This window comes from Paraburkholderia sp. EG287B (assembly GCF_040965595.1).
In the GTDB taxonomy this organism is placed as follows: domain Bacteria; phylum Pseudomonadota; class Gammaproteobacteria; order Burkholderiales; family Burkholderiaceae; genus Paraburkholderia.
Window position 1 is genome coordinate 62,345 of the sequence record NZ_JBFRCG010000007.1, and the last position, 18,423, is coordinate 80,767.

Here is an 18,423-nt window from a genome sequence, read left to right on the forward strand (position 1 = left end):
GTCGCGGCCGCGCACGTGGCGTGCGAGGCCGCGATCGAGCCCGCGCGAGGCGGGCATGCAGCCGGCATGAAGCGATCAGGCGCGCAGGCCGACCGTGTGCCGCAATTCCTGGTAGCTGCGCAAGCCCGCGACGCCCAGTTCGCGGCCGATGCCGCTCAGGCCGAAGCCGCCCCAGCACACTTGCGGAAAGATCAGTTGCGGGGTGTTGACCCAGACGAGCCCGGCGCGCAGCTGCGCCTTGTAGCGTCGCGCGGCCTTGTCGTCGCTCGTCACGACCGTGGCGACCAGTCCGTAACGCGTATCGTTGGCGAGGGCGATTGCTTCGTCATCCGAACGGAATGATTTCACGCACGCGACCGGGCCGAAGATTTCGTCGGTCCACAGCACGTTGTCCGCCGCGGGTTCCGCAATGACGACTGGCGCCATGAAGAAGCCCTCGCCGCACGCGGGATCGAGCTGACCCGCGAACGCGATCTGCGCCCCCGCTTCGACGCCTTGCGCCACGAGGGAGGCCACGCGCGCGTGCTGCGCCGCGCTGATGAGCGGCCCCATCGCTGCGTCCGCACCCTGAGGCGGCGCGACCACGACGGCTCGCACCGCTGTCTCGAACGCGGCCATGAACTTGCGATACACGTTGTCGTGCACGAGGATGCGCGCGGTGGCCGAGCACATCTGCCCGGCGTTGGTGAAAGCACCGCCCACCGCGAGCGAGACGGCCTGCACGACGTCGGCGTCTTCGCGCACGATCAGCGCGGATTTGCCGCCCAGTTCGAGCGTGAGGCGCTTCATGTCCTGCGCGGCGGCCTGCATGACCTTGCGGCCCGACGCCGTGCTGCCGGTAAACGAGATCTTGTCGACGAGCGGATGCGTCGTCAGCCAGGCGCCGACTTCGCCGCCGCCGTTGACCACGTTCACGACGCCATCGGGCACGCCCGCTTCGCTCACGATTGCGGCGAGCATGTGCTCGGTGGGCGAGGTGAATTCCGAAGGCTTGATGACGACCGTGCAGCCCGCGGCCAACGCGGGTGCGAGTTTCCATGCCGTCGTGACCATCGGGAAATTCCACGGCACGATCAATGCCGCGACGCCCACCGGCTCGTGCATGCGTTCGGCCTGCAGCGCATCGTCCGGCAGCGCGACCGGTTCGGCGGCGAACACCGACGCGTCTTCGCACAGGCCCGCGTAATAGTTGAACGTCGCGATGGCGTCGCTCACGTCGAGGTCCGCTTCGAACGGCGGCTTGCCGCTCACCTGCATCTGCATGGCAGCGAGGCGTGCGCGGTCGGCTTCCAGCAACTCAGCGATCTTGCGCAGCAGCTTGCCGCGCGCGGCGGGCGTCGTGTGCCGCCACGCGATGAGCGCATCGTGCGCGGCGTGCACGGCGCGATCGACCATCCCGGCTGTGGCGTGCTCCTGCCAGCCGATCGTTGCGCCCGTGGCCGCATTGCAGATGCGCGTGCACACTTCGTTGTCCGCCGCGCAGAAGGTTGCGCCCGCAATCGTGGCGGCGGGCAGCACAAAGGCCTCGCCGTCGATCCGACGTTCGGCGATTTGACGTTCATTATTCGTAGCCATGATGGGTCTCCTCGCGCCCTAGCGGTAAGCCACGCCGGGCATGATGCAAAGCATTTCGAAGGCCAGATTCGCGCCCACGAGCGCGGTCGTGCCGGCCTGGTCGTACGGCGGCGAGACTTCGACGAGATCGGCGCCCACCACGTTGAGCCCCTTCATGCCGCGCACGATTTCGAGGCCCTGGTGCACGGTCAGTCCGCCCACCTCGGGCGTGCCGGTGCCGGGCGCGAAGGCGGGATCGAGCCCGTCGATATCGAAGCTCAGGTACACGGGCGTGTCGCCCACGCGCTCGCGCACCTCTTCCATGAGCGGCGCGAGCGAGCGGTTCCAGCAGGCCTCGGCCTGCACGACGGTGAAACCCTGCTTGCGGCACCAGTCGAAATCTTCGGCGTGATAGCCGGTGCCGCGCAGTCCGATTTGCGTGACCTTGTCGCATTGCAGGAGGCCATCCTCGACGGCGCGGCGAAACGGCGTGCCGTGCGCGATCTGTTCGCCGAACATGGTGTCGTTGACGTCGGCGTGAGCGTCGATGTGGACGACCGCGACCTTGCCGTACTTCTTGTGCAGCGCGCGCAGGATCGGCCATGCGATCGTGTGGTCGCCGCCGAGCGTGATCGGGCGGCAGCCTGTTTCGACGATGCGGTCGTAGGCGGCTTCGATCAGACGAATCGAATCCTTCAAATCATATGGGTTCGTTGCGACGTCACCGATATCGGCCACCTGCAGCGAATCGAACGGCGCTGCGCGCGTGGCCATGTTGTACGGGCGCAGCAGCACCGATTCCGAACGGATCTGGCGCGGCCCGAAGCGCGTGCCGGAGCGATTCGAGGTGCCGATATCGAGCGGCACGCCCACGAAGCAGACGTCGAGGCCCTCAGTGGTCTCGGCCTGCGGCAGACGCATCATCGTGGCGATGCCGCCGAACCGCGGCATCTCGTTGCCGCCCAGCGGCTGGTTGAACTGGCGTTCCATCTGGTATGTCTCCGATCGTTAGAGTCAAATCGATCGGGCGATGGTAGGGGAGATCCCGCGCGGCCAGATATGGAAGTTGAGATGTTTACATCGATGGAAATCGATGTATGCAAGCCCTTAATCGGTCAAACGCCGCGTTTAAACGGCCTGCTTAAACCGCGGCGTGGCCCCAGGCGATCAGCTCGCGCTTGGTGCGCACGCCCAGCTTCGCGAAGGCGCGCTTCACGTATGACTCGGCGGTAGCCACCTGCACGCCGAGGATCTGCGCGGCTTCGGGCACGGTCTTGCCCGTGATCAGATGCGCGCAGGTTTCGTATTCGCGTTTGGACAGTCGCACGGTGTCGGCCGCAATGCGGGCGTCGAACTGCGCGAGCGGATGCATGAAGGGAGCCGCATGGGCAATACGCCGGGCCGCGCTCGTCGAGGCGTGCAGTTCGAGCAGCGGAAACAGAAACTCGCTCACGCTGCGAAAACGGTTCATTTCCACGAGCGTAAACGGCGGTTCGCGCAGACCGCGTTCGAGCGCGATGGAGTCCTGCGCGTGGCGCGTTCCGCGAGCGAGCACGCATTCGTGGGCAATGCGCGCCTCGTCGAAGAGCCGCTGGCGGAATTCGCCCGGCGGTATCGCGCCGATGTCGCGCACCACCAGCATCGTGCCGAGCTTGCCGCGAATGCCCGCGAACAGCGGATCGCTTTCGTAGAAGCGGTCGTAATACAGGGTCATCACGTCCGAGATCGCGCCCGAATCCATTCCGACCCCGCCACTGCCGATCCATTCGCAACGAAAGCCCGTGGGCATCGTGCTATCCGCGCGCGAGCGCTCGATATGCACGACATTGACGGGCACGACCTCGTTGAGCAACAGCGTGAGACGCGGCACGAAATCGGGCGTGCCGACGGCCTCGATCACGTTGCCGAGGGTCTTGAACGAGAGCGGAAAGTTCGGTTGATCGCGGTTGAGCGCGGGGACGTCGAGCAGCATGGCACGCCCATTCGTAATGGCTGATTGATTATAGCCGAAGGCTATTGGCCGCCAAAAATGCCCAAATCGGGCAGCAAAACACCGCTTGCCCCCCCTGAGGGGGGGCATACCGCAACCGCGCCAGTCGGTAACTTTGGCGTCACTCAATCAATCAACCGGAAGTGACGCAAATGAGCAAACTGATTCAGGACATCGTGCCGCTGGGCGCCGGCATCGGCGAATTCACCAGGCTGGAATATGGCATGGACGAAAGCGACTGGCGCGCGACCGTCGGCAAGAACAATCACTATGTGATCGGCTGGTGGGAAGGCAAGGTCGGCGCGGTGGACTTTCCGGCCACGACCGCCGACGAAGCGGTATGGCTCGTGGAAGGCAAGATCGCCCTGACCGACGCGAACGGCGCCCGCAAGGAATTTGCGGCCGGCCAGGGCTACCTCCTGCCCGCCGGCTTTGCAGGCCGCTGGGAAACCCTCGAAGACGCGAAGAAGTTCTACGTCGTGCTCGAACAGGCCTAAGGACCATGGTGAGCCGCCTTCCATAGGAGGTGGTTCTGTTTCTCCCGTTCCGCGCAGTGAAGCCAATCATGAGTACCCCTGCAGAAGTTGAAGTCGAATCGCGCCCGGGCGTCACGCTCGGCGTGCAAGAGGCGCTTTCGCGCACACGGTTCTTTCCGTACTGGCTCGACAACCCCGCCGAGCCGCCGACTGAGCCCAGGCTTACCGCCAATGTAGAGGCCGACCTGCTGATCATCGGCGGTGGTTTCACGGGGCTTTGGGCCGCCGTGCAGGCCAGGGAGCAGATGCCGCATCTGAACGTCGTGCTGATCGAGGCGGGCAAGGTTGCGCACGGCGCGTCGGGCCGCGCGGGCGGCATCATCTCGACTTCGGTGATGCATGGACTGCCCAATGCCGTCCGGGTATTCCCCAACGATATTGCGCAACTCGAAGCATTCGGCCATCACAATCTCGACGGCTTCGAGGAAACGCTCAAGCGCTACAACATCGACGCCGACATCGAATGGAACGGCGAAATGACCGTTGCGGTCGATCCCGAGCATATCGAGCATTTGCGCGGCGACTACGAGCTGCACCAACGCTACGGGCACGACGTCGTGCTGCTCGATGCCGAAGCGACGCGCGAGCAACTCGATTCGCCGTTGTTCGCCGGCGCGCTGTGGTCGCGCAATCGCAGCGGCGTCGTGCATCCGGCCAAGCTTGCGTGGGGCCTCAAGCGCGCGGCGCTTTCGCTCGGCGTGAAGCTCTACGAGCACACGCCGCTCATCGATGTCATCGACGAAGGCCAGACTGTTTACGTGAAGACGCCCGAAGGCAGCGTGCGCGCACCGCGCGTGGTGTTCGGCAGCGGTACGGCGAAGGTCGGCATTCCCGATATCAACCGGCGCGTGCTGCAGGTGCGCGACCACGTGCTCGCCACCGAACCGCTCACCGAAGAGCAGCTCGCGCGTATCGGCTGGAAGAATCGCCAGGGCATTTACGACACGCGCACGCAGCTCAATTACTTCCGCCTCACGAAGAACAACAACATCATCTTCGGCGGCCTCGTGAGCTATCACTTCGACGGCGATCCGAATCCTCCGCAGGACCAGAAGGCCGAGACCTATTATCGGCTCGCGCAGGCGTTCTACCGCACCTTCCCGCAGCTTGCCGACGTGCGCTTCTCGCATGCGTGGGGCGGCCCGATCGACTACTGCTCGCGCGGCTCCGTGTTCGCGAAGCGCTATCTGAACGACAAGGCCGTTTTCGTGGCGGGCTACACGGGTTTTGGCGTGGCGGCGAGCCGCTTCGGCGCCTTCATGGGCCTCAATATCCTGTTCGACCGCAACAGCCCCGAGCGCGCGCTCGATATCGCCAACCAGAGCCCGACTTATATCCCCCCGGAGCCGGTGCGCTGGCTGGCCGCCAAGGTGACGTTCCATGCGTTCGACGGCGCCGACGCCGAAGGCGGCTGGAAGCGCGCGTGGATCAAGGGTATCAAGGCGATGGGCTTTCCGATGTGAGGGATGAGCGGCATGTTCTCCAATACCTCCGATCTCGACCTGCGGCTCATCCGCGTGTTTCTCGCCGTGGTGGACGCGCGCGGCATCACCGCGGCCGAAGCGACGCTCGGCGTGCGGCAGTCCACCATCAGCACGCAGCTCTCGGCGCTTGAGGCGCGTGTGGGCTTCAAGCTCTGCGAGCGCGGGCGCGGTGGCTTTCGTCTCACGTCGAAGGGCGAACGCTTCGTGCCCTCGGCGCGCGCGCTCGTTGCGGCCACCACCGAGTTCGTGGCGCGCGTGCGCGATATCGACCGCAAGCTCGTCGGTACGCTCGGCATCGGCCTGATTGGCCAGGCTTCGCACGTCGAGAACGCGCGGCTCGCCGAAGCGATAGGCGCATTCCGCCAACGCGATCAGGCCGTGCGCTTCACGATGAAGGTCGCGGCCCCGCAAGAACTCGAAGAAAGTCTCGTCAACAACCACCTCGACATTGCAATCGGCTACTTCTGGCATCGCGTGGCGGGCCTCGATTACACCGAGCTGTTCAGCGAGCGCCAGGTGCTGTGCTGCGGGCGCGGGCACGCGCTGTTCCACCATGCCCCGCACGTCAACGTCGATGACCTGCGCGAGCACGACTGGGTCTGGCGCAGCTATCCGATACCGGAGGAGCTGGCCGGTATCGGCGACCGGCAGGTGACGGCGATTGCCGACAGCATCGACGCCGCCACGGTCCTGATCCTGTCGGGCAGCCATATCGGCTACCTGCCCGCGCATCACGCCGAGCCGTTCGAGCAGCGCGGCCTCATCCGGGCGCTCGGACGCACCACGTTCGGCTTCGACGTGCCGATGCATCTGGCCGTCAAGCGCAGCTCTGCGGAAAAGCCCATCGTGCGCGCGTTCTGCGACGATCTGCTGGGCGTCTATGGGCAGCATGCCGCCGTGCCGGAGCGCTCGTTGAATGAAAGAAGCGCTGCGTGCCATACATTGGCTGCGCAAGATGTAAACGTATGGAATGCAGAATAATTAGCCCACTGCGATCGATTAAAGTGGGCGAGAGACGTTGATAGTGCGTTGACCGGTTGCTTGCAAACACAACCAGATTGGCGCGGCAAGGAGTGAGACAATGAGCAATAACAGCATTACCCAGATCGAAACATTCGGTTTCGAACGCATTCCCGATGCATCGCGCTACGCGCGGCCCATCGATCTGTTCCGGCTGCTGTTCGGCGGCTGCAATACCTTCTCCACCTCGGTGCTGGGCAGCTTTCCGGTGCTGGTCGGCCTCTCGTTCAAGGCCGGCGTGTGGTCCATCGTGCTCGGCGTGCTCGCCGGCACCTGCATTCTCGCGCCCATGAGCCTGTTCGGTCCGCGCAACGGCACGAGCGATCCCGTTTCGTCGGGGGCGCACTTCGGCATTCACGGGCGGATCGTGGGCTCGTTCCTCGCGCTGCTCACGTCGATCGCGTTCTTCGCACTCGCGGTCTGGAGTTCGGGCGACGCACTCGTGGGCGGCGCGCACGACATGGTCGGCGTGCCGGTCAACACCTGGACGCTCGGCACGGCCTACATGGTGTTCGCCGTGCTCGTGGTGGTGGTGTGCATCTACGGCTTTCGCTTCATGCTCTGGGTGAACAAGATTGCCGTGTGGGCAGCGAGCCTCATGTTCGTGGTGGGCGCCTTCGCGTTCGCAGGTGCGTTCGATCCCGGCTATGCCGGCACGCTGCATGAGGGCGGCGCGGGATTCTGGGTGGCCTTCGTGAGCGCCGTGCTCGTCGCGTTGAGCAACCCCGTGTCGTTCGCCTCGACGCTCGGCGACTGGGCGCGCTACATTCCGCAGCACACGCCGCGCCACCGCGTGATGGGCGCTGTATTCGCCGCGCAGATCGCCACCTTCGTGCCGTTCTTCTTCGGCCTCGTCACGGCCACGCTCATCGCAACGAAGGCGCCGAGCTATATCGCCTCGAACGACTATGTGGGCGGACTGCTGGCCGTTTCGCCGCGCTGGTTCCTGCTGCCTACCTGCCTCATTGCGATCATCGGGGGCATGTCCACCGGCACGACCGCGCTCTACGGCACCGGCCTCGACATGTCGAGCATGTTCCCCAAGCTCCTGAACCGCGTGCGCGCGACCATGCTGATCGGCACGCCCGCCATCGGCTTCATCTTCGTCGGCCGCTTCGCGTTCAATCTCGTCGAAAGCGTCTCGACGTTCTCGACGCTGATCTGCACGTTCAGCTGCCCGTGGATGGCGATCATGGTGATCGGCTTCATGACGCGCCGCGGCCACTATCTCGCCGACGATCTCCAGGTCTTCAATCGCGGCGGCCGTGGCGGGCACTACTGGTTCACGCACGGCTGGAATCTGCGCGCGATGGGCGCGTGGCTGCCGGCGGCGTTCCTCGGTCTTTCGTTCGTGAATCTGCCGGGGCAATTCGTCGGTCCGCTTGGCTCGCTGGCGGGCGGCCTCGATCTGAGCGTGCCGGTTTCGCTGGCGGTGGGCGGCATCATCTACGTCGTACTGCTGACGATGGTCCCAGAGTCGGATGCCGTGTATGGCCGGGAAGGGCGCCGCTTCGTACGCGGCTCGCGCGGGCAGGCACTTGAACCGGTACATGCTCAACGCATGCGCGAGGAGCACACGGCTGGCGCGGTGCATGAACTGCAGCGCAGCCCGGAGTACGCCGAGTAAGTCTGTCAGCACGGGTCGCCTCCCCGGAGGCCGCTGCGCGCAGACCGGGTAAGATCACGGCTTTTGCGCACCGCGTAAGGAGGCGATCTTGCTTCGTTCACTCGTAAGGGGCTGTGCGGGCGTTCTACTGTTCGCCATCACGCTCAACACCCCTGCCTTTGCCGCTGAACCCGCCACCGGCAGCGACGCACAAATCCGCGAAGCTGCGCTCGCGTTCATGCGCGAGAACGGCATCCCAGGTCTCGCGATTGGCGTCGCCGTGAACGGCACGGAGCGCTTCTACAACTTCGGCGTCGCATCGAAGGAAACGGGCGCGCCGGTCACGAACGAGACGCTGTTCGAACTCGGCTCGATGAGCAAGACGTTTGCCGCCACCCTCGGCGGGTGGGCGCAGGTGACCGGCAAGCTCTCGCTCGATGCGCCGGTGAGCACCTATGTGCCCGAGATGCGCGGCACGCCGTTCGGCGCGCTTACGCTCGTCAATCTCGGTACGCACACGGGCGGCGGCTTCCCGCTGCAGGTGCCCGATGAAGTCACGAACGACGCACAGCTGACGGCGTGGCTCGAGGCATGGCGGCCGCGCTATCCGGCGGGCACGCAGCGCACCTATGCGAACCCGAGCATCGGCATGTTCGCGCGCATCACGGCGCAGCAGCTCGGTATGAGCTACCCGGATGCCGTGGAGAAGCTGCTCTTTCCGAAGCTCGGGCTCGCGCACACGTTCATCCGCGTGCCGGCCTCGGAGCGCGCGGCCTATGCGCAGGGCTACAACAGCAAGGACGCGCCGGTGCGTCTGAATCCCGGCGTGCTCGCCGACGAAGCCTACGGCGTGAAATCGGATACGCGCGACATGCTGCGCTTTCTCGAAGCGAACCTGGGCCAGGTCGTGGTGGAGCCGGAGTTGCAGCGCGCGCTGGAGGCCACGCATGTGGGCTATTTCCGCACGGGTCCGTTCATTCAGGACCTCGTATGGGAGCAATACACGCAGCCGGTGGGCCTGAACGATCTCGTGAAAGGCAACGCGAACGTGATGGTGCTGGAGGACAACCCGGCCACGGCGTTGAACCCGCCGCTGCCGCCGCAGCCCGATGCGTTGCTCGACAAGACGGGCGCGACCAATGGCTTTGGCGGCTATCTGGCGTTCGAGCCTTCGCGCAAGACGGCCATCGTCATTCTCGCCAACCGCAATCACCCCACCGAGTCGCGCGTGCGGTTCGCATATCGTGTGCTGGAACTGGTGCAGGGCGCGCCTGCGCCTTAGGCCGAATCGCTCGTCGCGCGGGCGGTTCGGCTCGCGGGCGCATTCGTTTTGGCCGCCGGGCTGTCGTGCACAGGCAGCCCGCTCACCGCGGCGGTGAGCCCGCGCCCACCGGGGTTGTTGCGCAGTGTGAACGTGAGACCATGACGCTGCGCGATGCGCGCCACGATCGAGAGACCGAGCCCGCTGCCCGTGCCCTGGGCATGATCGCCGCGAAAGAAGCGGTCCAGCACGCGTTCGAGATCGGCTTCGGGAATGCCGGGCCCGTTATCGATGACTTCGAAGCCGAGCGCGTCCTGCGAACGCGTGAGCACGAGATCGATCTTGCCGCCTGCCGGCGTGTAGCGAATCGCGTTGTCGAGCAGGTTGTTCAGCAGGGTGTTCAGGCCGTGCGCGTCGGCGTTCACGTTGCAGATGCACTCGGGCGTCACGGGCGGCCGCGACTCGAGGCCCAGGTCGATGCCTTTCTCTTCCGCGAGCAGCGAGAAGTCGCCGATGGCCTGCTCGCCCAGCCGCCGCAGGCTCACGACGGTGGCGGGCGTGCTCGCCTGTGCATCTTCGCGCGCGAGCGTGAGCAATTGCTGCACGAGGCGGATCGTGCGGTTCAGGCGCGTTTGCATGCGTTCGAGCGTGCGCGGCTCGCCGTTGAGCGTGCCGTCGTGCAGCGCCGCCTGCCATTGCAGCTTGAGCGCGGCGAGCGGCGAGCGCAGCTCGTGCGCCGCGTCGGCGATGAAGGTGCGCTGCGCCTGCGAGGCCGTATTCAGGCGGTCCAGCAGATCGTTGAGCGCGACGACGAGCGGGCGCAGTTCGACGGGCACCGAGCCGTCGAGGCGCAACGGCTCCAGCTCATGCGCCGAGCGCGAGGCGAGCAGCGCCGACAACGCGCCCACCGGCGCGAGCCCGCGCGTCACCACGAACAGCAGCAGCACGATGGCCACCGGCACGAGCAGGGCGAGCGGCCACAACGTATGCAGCGCGAGGTGCAGCGCCAGCCCGTCGCGCACGGAAATGGGCTGCGCGACCTGAACGAAGCGGTCCGGTTGCTCGATGCCGTACACGCGCCAATGCACCTCGTCGTGCTCGATCGTGCGAAAGCCCGTGGCCTGGCGCGGCAGCACGGGCGTTTCCTGCGAGCGGTAAACCAGCTTGCCGTCGCGGTCCCAGATCTGGATGAGAATGCGGTCGTCGGCGATCTCGTCGAAGCCGGGGCCGGACTGCTCCACCTCGCGTGCCGTCGCGGCGCTCGCGGGCATGGATTGCGCCACGGCATGCAGCTCGTAATCGAACAGCTCGCCCGCTTCTTCGCGCGCACTGTGAAAAATGCCGAAGCCGGCCACGAGCGAAGCGGCCGCGAACCCGCAGATGAGCCAGCCCAGCAGGCGGCGGCGGATGGAGTTCATTCCGATCTCTTGAGCCGGTAGCCCACGCCGCGCACGGTCACGATCTGGTCGGTGCCGATCTTGCGGCGCAAGCTGTGCACGTGCACCTCGATCGCGTTGCTGCCGACTTCTTCGCCCCAGCCGTACATGCGCTCTTCGAGTTCGGCCTTCGTGAACACGCGCGCAGGCTGCTCGATGAGCACGCGCAGCAGCGCGAATTCGCGCGGCACGAGCGCGACGCTTTCGCCGTCTTTCGTTACCTCGTGCGCGGCGGGGTCGAGCGCGAGGCCGCTGTGCGTGTAGACGGGCTGTTTCTGGCCCGTGCGCCGGCGGAGCATGGCGCGCGTGCGGGCGGCCAGCTCGTCGAGATCGAAGGGCTTGATTAGGTAGTCGTCGGCGCCGGCGTCGAGCCCGGCGATGCGGTCCGTCACCGAGTCGCGCGCGGTCAGGATCAGCACGGCCGCTTCGCCGCCCTTGCGGCGGTAGCCGTTCAGCACCTCGATCCCGTCTTTCTTCGGCAGCCCGAGGTCGAGCAGCACGAGGTCGTACACGTCGTTGTCGAGCGAAAGCTCCGCTTCCCGCCCGTCGCGCGCCCAGTCGACGGCATGACCCTCGCGGCGCATCGAGTCGAGCACCGTTTCGGCAATCATTTCGTCGTCTTCCACCAGCAACAGGCGCATCGCTCGCTCCCTCAATTTCCAGCCTTACATTGTCGCTCATCCCGGCTTAACCGGTGCTTAAGCGGCACGCTGAAAGGGAGCCTGGCAATCAGTCGAGGAGTTTCAGCACGTCGTCATAAAGTGTGCGCGGCACCGTCACGCCATCGCGTTCGCTGCGCTCGCGCGCCTCGAAACGGCGCTGCGACGGCAAGCGCGCGCCCTGGTCGGTGATGGCGGCGAACAGCCGCTCGGCGCGCGCCTGGCCGGCTGCGTAACCGTCGCCGCCAAAGCGCCGGGGATCGATGGCGATGACGAGTTCGCCATGGCAAGGGCTCGCGCCCGCGCCACCGTCGAAGGCCTGCGACTCCATGCTCGTGAGGTCGCCGATCAGCGCGCCCGCGAGCAGCTCGATCATGGCCGCGAGCGCCGAGCCCTTGTGGCCGCCGAACGTCTGCATCGCGCCGTCCAGCGCGGCGCGCGCGTCGGTGGTGGGCTGGCCGTCGCGGTCGAGCGCCCAATGCGGCGGAATGGGCTTGCCCTCGCGCGCGTGGAGTTCGATGTCGCCGCGCGCAATCGCGCTCGTGGCGAAGTCGAACACGAACGGCGGGCCGCCTTCGCGCGGCCACGCGAACGCGAGCGGATTCGTGCCGAACACGCCGCGCGTGCCGCCGGCCGGCGCGACCCAGCTATGGCTCGGATTCATGACGATGCCTACGAGCCCTTGCACCGCGATGGCTTCGACCTCGGGCCACAGCGCCGAAAAATGAAAGCAATGATTGATGGCCATCGCCGCGATGCCATGGCTGCGCGCTTTCTGCGCGAGCACGGGCAGGCCGGTTTCGAAGGCGAGCAGCGAAAAGCCATAGTGCGCGTCCACGGCCAGCACGCCGGGCGCGATATCGCGCAGCGTGGGCTCGGCGCGCGCATCGACCTTGCCGCTCTGAAGCGAACGTGCGCAGACGAGCAGGCGATAGATGCCATGCGAATGGCATTCGTCGCGCTGGCCGTGCGTGATGACGCGCGCGATCGCATCGGCGTGCGCCCCGGACATGCCGTGCCGCAGCAGCACGTTACGCGAGAGCGTGAAGACTTCGTCGAGCGTGAGGACGATGGTGGCGGACATGGCATCCCGTGTAAAAAAACAAACCGGGCCAACGCGGCCCGGTTTCGGTGATTCGAATGAAGATTGGGAGAGAGGCGCGCTGAATGCGTGACGCTTACAGACCGACGTCCGGCAGGGCGGGGCGCGTGGCGAGCGCCTTCTCGACCACGGCCTTCACATGCGCGAGCGCTTCGCCTTCGAGCGGCAGGCGCGGCGGACGCGTGACCGCGCTGCCGCGGCCCACCAGTTCCTCGCACAGCTTGATGCATTGCACGAGGTCCGGGCGCGCGTCGAGGTGCAGCAGCGGCATGAACCAGCGGTACAGCGCGAGCGCTTCGTCAAAGCGCTTTTGCCTGGCGAGGCGGAACAGCGTTTCGCCTTCTTTCGGGAACACGTTCGACATGCCCGAGACCCAGCCTTGCGCGCCCACCGCGACGCTCTCGACCACCACGTCGTCGAGGCCCGCGAACAGCACGAAGCGGTCGCCCACGGCGTTGCGCAGATCGATGAAGCGGCGCGTATCGCCCGACGAATCCTTGAAGCAGACGATATTTTCGCAATCCTGAAGAGCGATCAGGATGTCGGGCGTCACGTCGTTCTTGTAGATCGGCGGATTGTTGTAGACCATCACCGGCACGTCGGTGCTGGACGCCACGGCGCGAAAATGCGCGGCCGTTTCGTGCGGCTTCGAGGAATACACGAGCGCCGGCATGACCATCACGCCGTCCACGCCCACGCGCGCCGCTTCTTTCACGGTTTGACGCGCGAACTCCGTGGTGAATTCGGCGATGCCCGCGATCACCGGCACCTTGCCGCCTGCCGCGTCGCGCGCGGCCTCGATCACCGCAATCTTTTCATGCGTCGCGAGCGAGGTGTTCTCGCCGACGGTGCCGCACACCACGAGGCCCGACACGCCGTCCTTGACGAGATTGCTCACCACCCGGTGCGTGGCGTCGATATCGACCGAGAAGTCCGCCTTGAACTGCGTGCTGACGGCGGGAAACACCCCGCTCCACTGGATAGCGCTCACTGTGACTCACTCCTTGAATGCGTAGCGGCTCGCGCCGGTACCTGTTGAATATGAGTGAAGTATCGCTGTCCAGATGGTTTGACGCTTGGGGCCTTTCGCGCCTCAAAAAGACGAAATCTGCATAGTCCAGCGCTTTCTTAAAGCAGTCCAGGGACAACCCTGGGCGCGAGGCTCAAGCGCCGGACGTCTGCGCGCTTGCGGGCGTTTGCAGCAGCGCGCGGTACTGGCTCGGCGTGACCCCCACCGTGGCCTTGAATTGCCGCGTGAACGCGCTGTGATCGTTATAACCGCACTGCGTGGCGATGTCGGTGATGCTCAGGTCGCTCGCGAGCAGCACCGAGGCCGCGTCCAGACGTGTTTTCAGCAGCATCTGGCGGGGCGTGAGGTGAAAGATCTTGTGGAAGTAGCGCTCGATCTGCGCCACCGACATGTTGATGAGCTTCGCCAGGTGCGCGAGCTTGAGCGGTTGCGCATAGTTGTCCTGGATGTACTTCGCGGCGACCGCGAGCCGCTGGTAAGCGGGATGCGTGCCTTCGGCCGCCTGCAGATCGCGCGAAATGCCCGCCACGCCCAGCACGCGGCCGCGCGCGTCGTGCAGCGGGACTTTCGAGGTGAGACACCAGCCCGGCTGCCGGCCCGGATACAGATGCAGTTCGAGCTGGTCGATGAGACTGCTGTCGAGCCGCACCACGGCCTGGTCCTGCGCGGTATAGCTGTGGCCGAAGCGCGAGGGAAAGACCTGCTCGGCTGTCTTGCCGAGCAGCGCGCGCTTCTCCTTGAAGCCGCAGCGCGCGGCGAGCGTGGTGTTGGCGATCACGTAGCGCGCCTCGTGGTCCTTCACGAAGAACACCACGTCGGGCATGGCGTCGAACAGCGGCTCGAGCATGGTGAAATGCGCGACCATCTGCGCAAACGTGGCGTTATCGAGGGCGGCGGGCAGGACCAGTTCGGGCATCGCGAGGCGCCTGGGGCGGGATCGGCGGAAAATACCATTGTGCCGATTTGCGCACGCGCGCGCATCTGCAACAAAAAACGGCTGTGGCGCTATTGCGCCGTTTCTGCGTGCAGCAAGGTGTCGATGCGCGCCGGCGAGAACGGCGGGCGCTGGCCGTTTTGCGGCCAGCCGAAGCAGAACGCCGCCGCTTCGCCGCAAATCTTGCCCTGGCAGGGGCCCATGCCGCAGCGCGTCTGCAGCTTGGCGTCGCGCCACGACGCATGGCGCGCGACGTCGCGATACGCGACGTCCTCGCAACGGCAGAACACGGTGTCGGGCTGCGGGAGCGACCGCAACGCGGGGGCGAGTTCGACCGCCGCGTGCAGGCGCATCGCGAAACGGCGGTAGCGCTCGCGTTCGGTGAACAGGCGCCGGGCGTTCGCGTGGTCGCCGAGCGCGGCGTAGGCCGCGATGCGTCCTTCCACTGCTGCGAGTTCCATGCCGCCCACGCCCGTGCATTCGCCGGCCGCGTAAATGGCTTCGGCGGAGGTCTGTTGCCACTCGTTCACGGCGATGGCGGGAGAGCCCGCATGGGTTTCGAGGCGGCAATCCAGCGTCGCGCCGAGGCCCGTATTCGGCACGAGGCCATAGGCGCACGCGATCCGGTCGCAATCGACCAGCATGTCGTCGTTGCCGCGCCGCACGCGCGCCTGCGTCACGCGCGTCATGCCGATGGCTTCGGCAACGTACGCATCGCACCAGTAAGGCGTCGCGCGCAAGTCGAAGCGCATGCGCAGCGCCTGCGCGAGCTTCGCGGGCGTATGGACGAGGCCGGCCGCGAAGCGGCGCACCGCCTGGGGCGCCGCCTGCTCGAGGATCGCGGCGATCGTTGCGCCATGCTGGCGCGCGGTCACGGCGGCGGCCCACAGCAGCGGCCCGCTGCCCGCGATGACGATGCGTTCGCCGCGCACGGGCATGCCGCCCTTGATGAGCGCCTGCAAGCCGCCCGCGCCCGTGACGCCCGGCAAGGTCCAGCCGGGATAGGGCAGGAAGCGCTCGCGCGCGCCCGAGGCGACGATGAGCTTGCCGTAAGCGAGCGTGAGCGCACGGTCGGGGCTCTCGGCGAGCAGTTGCCGCGCGGGCAGCGCCTGCACGATGCGGGTTGCGCTCAGCAGCGTGACGTTGGTGCGTGCGGCGAGGGCGTCGAGCACGACGCGCGCGGGGCCAGTGGCGCGATGACCGGGACCCTGACGCCAGATCTGGCCGCCGGGCAGGGCATTGTCGTCGACGATGCCGACGCTCGCGCCCGCCTCGGCGGCGATGCGCGCGGCGTTCAATCCGGCCGGTCCGGCGCCGATGATCAGGATATCGAACTTCATGGTGCCGCATTCCCGGTGACGACCTTCATGCCCGCGACGCAAACCGTCTGGCAGGCAAGCCGATGCGGCACGCCGTCGATGGTGACGCGGCATTCCTGGCAGATGCCCATGCCGCACAACGGCCCGCGCAGCGTGCCGCTCACCGAGCGCCGCGTGACGGGCGCCGCATGTTCCGCATGTGCGGCAATGGCGATGGCGGCGGCAACCGAGCTGCCCGGCGCGACGCCCACCTTGCGCCCGTCGATCGTCAACGTCGTATTGGCTTCAGGCATGCACGGCCCCCTGGTCAGCGAAGCGCGCGGGGAGATAGGGCGTCGCGTCGATCTCGGCGGCGCGTTCGAGCATTTGCGCAGCAATCAGCTTCGCGGTGCCGAGCGCCGTGGTGACGCCGAGGCCCTCGTGTCCGGTGGCGAGCCACGTGGACGGATGGCTGTCGTCGTCGGCGAACGAGGCCGCGGGGCCGATCAGCGGCATGCCGTCGCTCGATGCCGGGCGAAAGCCCGTCCATGCGCGAATCGCGTTGAGGGCGGGCAGTTGCGGCAGATATTCGGCGGCGCGGCGCAGCATGCGCGCGAGGATCGCCGGCTCGACGGCGGGGTCGGTAGTGTCGAACTGGCGCGACGAGCCGATCAGCAATTGCCCGGTCGGCCGCGGCTGCACGTTGAACGCCACCGAGGTGCCGCTCGCGTTGTGCGCGCTCTTGATGTAGCCGAGTTCGAGAATCTGATGGCGAATCGTGCCGGGATAGCGGTCGGTAATGAGCAGGTGTCCCTTCTTCGCCTGGAGCGGCAGGCGCGGCAGCAAATCGAGCGCCGCCAGGCCGTTCGCGATCAAGACTGCGCCCGCGCCGACGACCTCGCCATCGGCGAAGTGCACGCCCGCGCGATCGATACGTGCGACCTGCGTTTGCGTGCGGCAGGTCAAGCGGCCGCTAACGGGCTGCTCGAGCAGCCATGCGGCTACGGCCGGCGCGTAAACCACGGCGTCGTTGTCGACGATCATGCCGCCCACGAGGCCCTTGCGCAGCCCCGGCTCCGCTTCGCGCAACTGGCGCGCGTCCAGCATCGAGCACGCCACGCCCTGGCGTTGCAGCGCCTGCTGACGCGTCTGCGCGAGCGCCAGTTCTTCTTCGTCGGCGGCGACCCAGAGCGTGCCGCAGCGCAGGAACGCATGGCGCGCGTCGAGACGCGGCGCCAGCGCGTGCCACAGCGCCAGCGACCACGCGCTCAGCGCGAATTCGGCGGGCGTGTCGTCCATCACGACGAGGTGGCCCATGCCGGCGGCCGTCACGCCGCCGCCTATGCCGGCGCGCTCGATGACGAGCACGTTCAGGCCCTGCGCCGCGAGTTCGTGCGCGCAAGCCGCGCCCACGATGCCTGCGCCGATCACGACGACATCGTATTGACCGCTCGACCCTTGCATCACGCGGGAATGCCCCACGCGAACGGATCGTCATCGGAGAAAATCAGTTTGGACTCCGCGCTGATATGCGCGCTGCCGCGTATGCTCGGGCGAATATGCCCGGCGGGGAGTTCGGGCGTGATTTCATAGCAGGCTTCGAACACGCTGCCGATGATGCTTTCCTGGCGCCACTGCGCGCCGGGCGCGAGCTTGCCGTCCGCGGCGAGGCACGCGACCTTCGCGCTCGTGCCGGTGCCGCACGGCGAACGGTCATAGGCCTTGCCGGGACACAGCACGAAATTGCGGCTGTCGATGCCCGCGACGTCCGGGTGCGCGAACAGTTCGATATGGTCGATCGGCGCGCCGTCCGCGCCGGTAATGCCGTTCGCCTCGAGCGCCTGGCGCATGGCCCACGTGGCTTCGGTGAGCGCTTCGACGTTGCGCGCTTCGAGCGTCAGGTTGTGGTCGGCGACGAGGAAGAACCAGTTGCCGCCCCAGGCGATATCGCCGTGTACGCGGCCGTAGCCGGGCACGTCGAGCGGCACGGCCTGGCGGTAGCGATACGCGGGCACGTTGCGCACGGTGACGCTGCCGTCGGCGTGCAGTTCGGCTTCGACGTTGCCGACCGGCGTTTCGATGCGATGCACGCCGGGCGCGATGCGCCCGAGATGCGCGAGCGAGGCGATGAGGCCGATGGTGCCGTGCCCGCACATGCCGAGAAAGCCGACGTTGTTGAAGAAGATCACGCCCGCGGAACAGGACGGATCATGCGGCTCGCATAGCAACGCGCCGACCATCACGTCGGAGCCGCGCGGCTCGTTGACGACGCCCGCGCGCACGCGGTCGAAGTCGCGACGGAATACGGCGAGGCGTTCGGCGAGCGGGCCGCGGCCCAGCTCGGGGCCGCCGGCGATCACGAGGCGCGTGGGCTCGCCGCCCGTGTGGGAGTCGATAACGGTCAGGGTTTTCATGGCGACAATCGTAGGTCGCGCCATTTTGGCCGTCTTGCTCGAACGACCCATGCGCGGTGACGATTTCGGCATAGTGCGCCGGGCGTGAATGCGCGGCGC

Annotated in this window: 17 protein-coding genes; 5 read left to right on the forward strand and 12 right to left on the reverse strand. The window is 66.7% G+C overall.

The annotated features are described in order from the left end of the window. Window positions 1–75: 75 nt before the first annotated feature. The 3 genes from AB4Y40_RS13690 to AB4Y40_RS13700 form a co-directional block, all read right to left on the reverse strand. Window positions 76–1,575: an aldehyde dehydrogenase family protein gene (locus tag AB4Y40_RS13690; protein ID WP_368688145.1), complete on the reverse strand. Its 1,500-nt coding sequence runs from the start codon at window positions 1,573–1,575 to the stop codon at window positions 76–78. A gap of 18 nt (window positions 1,576–1,593) precedes the next feature. Continuing rightward, window positions 1,594–2,544, reverse strand: coding sequence for an agmatinase (gene speB / locus AB4Y40_RS13695; RefSeq protein WP_368688146.1), 951 nt, complete (start codon window positions 2,542–2,544; stop codon window positions 1,594–1,596). 151 nt (window positions 2,545–2,695) lie between these two features. Further along, window positions 2,696–3,526, reverse strand: coding sequence for a helix-turn-helix transcriptional regulator (locus AB4Y40_RS13700; RefSeq protein ID WP_368688147.1), 831 nt, complete (start codon window positions 3,524–3,526; stop codon window positions 2,696–2,698). Between the two features lie 170 nt (window positions 3,527–3,696). On the opposite strand from AB4Y40_RS13700, the gene AB4Y40_RS13705 reads away from it, so the two are divergent. From AB4Y40_RS13705 to ampC, 5 genes are all read left to right on the forward strand, one after another. After that, the gene (locus AB4Y40_RS13705; RefSeq protein ID WP_368688148.1) at window positions 3,697–4,041 is read left to right on the forward strand and encodes a cupin domain-containing protein; all 345 of its coding nucleotides are present in this window, start codon (window positions 3,697–3,699) and stop codon (window positions 4,039–4,041) included. Between the two features lie 68 nt (window positions 4,042–4,109). After that, on the forward strand, window positions 4,110–5,543 hold the full coding sequence (locus AB4Y40_RS13710; RefSeq protein ID WP_368688149.1) for an NAD(P)/FAD-dependent oxidoreductase: 1,434 nt from the start codon (window positions 4,110–4,112) through the stop codon (window positions 5,541–5,543). Between the two features lie 12 nt (window positions 5,544–5,555). Next, window positions 5,556–6,545, forward strand: a complete 990-nt coding sequence (locus AB4Y40_RS13715; protein WP_368688150.1) for a LysR family transcriptional regulator — start codon at window positions 5,556–5,558, stop codon at window positions 6,543–6,545. A 100-nt stretch (window positions 6,546–6,645) separates the two neighbouring features. Then, complete coding sequence (locus tag AB4Y40_RS13720; protein ID WP_368688151.1) at window positions 6,646–8,211, forward strand: cytosine permease; 1,566 nt, start codon at window positions 6,646–6,648, stop codon at window positions 8,209–8,211. Window positions 8,212–8,299: 88 nt separating this feature from the next. Then, a complete protein-coding gene (ampC, locus tag AB4Y40_RS13725; RefSeq protein ID WP_368688152.1) occupies window positions 8,300–9,472 on the forward strand; it encodes a class C beta-lactamase in 1,173 nt (390 codons plus the stop codon). On the opposite strand, the gene AB4Y40_RS13730 is transcribed toward ampC, so the two are convergent. The 9 genes from AB4Y40_RS13730 to AB4Y40_RS13770 form a co-directional block, all read right to left on the reverse strand. Further along, window positions 9,469–10,869, reverse strand: coding sequence for an ATP-binding protein (locus tag AB4Y40_RS13730; protein ID WP_368688153.1), 1,401 nt, complete (start codon window positions 10,867–10,869; stop codon window positions 9,469–9,471). The genes ampC and AB4Y40_RS13730 overlap by 4 nt on opposite strands. After that, entirely contained in the window at window positions 10,866–11,528 is a 663-nt protein-coding gene (locus AB4Y40_RS13735; RefSeq protein WP_028203032.1) for a response regulator, read from the reverse strand. The genes AB4Y40_RS13730 and AB4Y40_RS13735 overlap by 4 nt, the downstream gene beginning before the upstream one ends. 88 nt (window positions 11,529–11,616) lie before the next feature. After that, window positions 11,617–12,630, reverse strand: coding sequence for an Ldh family oxidoreductase (locus tag AB4Y40_RS13740; protein ID WP_368688154.1), 1,014 nt, complete (start codon window positions 12,628–12,630; stop codon window positions 11,617–11,619). A 94-nt stretch (window positions 12,631–12,724) separates the two neighbouring features. Next, entirely contained in the window at window positions 12,725–13,639 is a 915-nt protein-coding gene (locus AB4Y40_RS13745; protein WP_368688155.1) for a dihydrodipicolinate synthase family protein, read from the reverse strand. A gap of 172 nt (window positions 13,640–13,811) precedes the next feature. Beyond that, window positions 13,812–14,594 (reverse strand): helix-turn-helix domain-containing protein, encoded by a 783-nt coding sequence (locus AB4Y40_RS13750; RefSeq protein ID WP_368688156.1) that lies wholly within the window; start codon window positions 14,592–14,594, stop codon window positions 13,812–13,814. 89 nt (window positions 14,595–14,683) lie between these two features. After that, window positions 14,684–15,952: an FAD-dependent oxidoreductase gene (locus AB4Y40_RS13755; protein ID WP_368688157.1), complete on the reverse strand. Its 1,269-nt coding sequence runs from the start codon at window positions 15,950–15,952 to the stop codon at window positions 14,684–14,686. Then, window positions 15,949–16,224 carry a 2Fe-2S iron-sulfur cluster-binding protein gene (locus AB4Y40_RS13760; protein WP_368688158.1) on the reverse strand — a complete coding sequence of 92 codons (276 nt, stop codon included), beginning with the start codon at window positions 16,222–16,224 and terminating at the stop codon, window positions 15,949–15,951. Before AB4Y40_RS13760 ends, AB4Y40_RS13755 begins: the two co-directional genes overlap by 4 nt. Further along, complete coding sequence (locus AB4Y40_RS13765) at window positions 16,217–17,374, reverse strand: NAD(P)/FAD-dependent oxidoreductase (RefSeq protein WP_368688409.1); 1,158 nt, start codon at window positions 17,372–17,374, stop codon at window positions 16,217–16,219. The genes AB4Y40_RS13760 and AB4Y40_RS13765 overlap by 8 nt, the downstream gene beginning before the upstream one ends. Further along, window positions 17,374–18,333 carry a 4-hydroxyproline epimerase gene (locus tag AB4Y40_RS13770; RefSeq protein WP_368688410.1) on the reverse strand — a complete coding sequence of 320 codons (960 nt, stop codon included), beginning with the start codon at window positions 18,331–18,333 and terminating at the stop codon, window positions 17,374–17,376. Before AB4Y40_RS13770 ends, AB4Y40_RS13765 begins: the two co-directional genes overlap by 1 nt. Window positions 18,334–18,423: the final 90 nt, after the last annotated feature.

Coding starts and splice junctions, on each gene's coding strand:
- AB4Y40_RS13690 (WP_368688145.1), bottom strand. CDS start 1,575: ATGGCTACGAATAATGAACGTCAAATCGCCGAACGTCGGATCGACGGC.
- speB (WP_368688146.1), bottom strand. CDS start 2,544: ATGGAACGCCAGTTCAACCAGCCGCTGGGCGGCAACGAGATGCCGCGG.
- AB4Y40_RS13700 (WP_368688147.1), bottom strand. CDS start 3,526: ATGCTGCTCGACGTCCCCGCGCTCAACCGCGATCAACCGAACTTTCCG.
- AB4Y40_RS13705 (WP_368688148.1), top strand. CDS start 3,697: ATGAGCAAACTGATTCAGGACATCGTGCCGCTGGGCGCCGGCATCGGC.
- AB4Y40_RS13710 (WP_368688149.1), top strand. CDS start 4,110: ATGAGTACCCCTGCAGAAGTTGAAGTCGAATCGCGCCCGGGCGTCACG.
- AB4Y40_RS13715 (WP_368688150.1), top strand. CDS start 5,556: ATGTTCTCCAATACCTCCGATCTCGACCTGCGGCTCATCCGCGTGTTT.
- AB4Y40_RS13720 (WP_368688151.1), top strand. CDS start 6,646: ATGAGCAATAACAGCATTACCCAGATCGAAACATTCGGTTTCGAACGC.
- AB4Y40_RS13730 (WP_368688153.1), bottom strand. CDS start 10,869: ATGAACTCCATCCGCCGCCGCCTGCTGGGCTGGCTCATCTGCGGGTTC.
- AB4Y40_RS13735 (WP_028203032.1), bottom strand. CDS start 11,528: ATGCGCCTGTTGCTGGTGGAAGACGACGAAATGATTGCCGAAACGGTG.
- AB4Y40_RS13740 (WP_368688154.1), bottom strand. CDS start 12,630: ATGTCCGCCACCATCGTCCTCACGCTCGACGAAGTCTTCACGCTCTCG.
- AB4Y40_RS13750 (WP_368688156.1), bottom strand. CDS start 14,594: ATGCCCGAACTGGTCCTGCCCGCCGCCCTCGATAACGCCACGTTTGCG.
- AB4Y40_RS13755 (WP_368688157.1), bottom strand. CDS start 15,952: ATGAAGTTCGATATCCTGATCATCGGCGCCGGACCGGCCGGATTGAAC.
- AB4Y40_RS13760 (WP_368688158.1), bottom strand. CDS start 16,224: ATGCCTGAAGCCAATACGACGTTGACGATCGACGGGCGCAAGGTGGGC.
- AB4Y40_RS13765 (WP_368688409.1), bottom strand. CDS start 17,374: ATGCAAGGGTCGAGCGGTCAATACGATGTCGTCGTGATCGGCGCAGGC.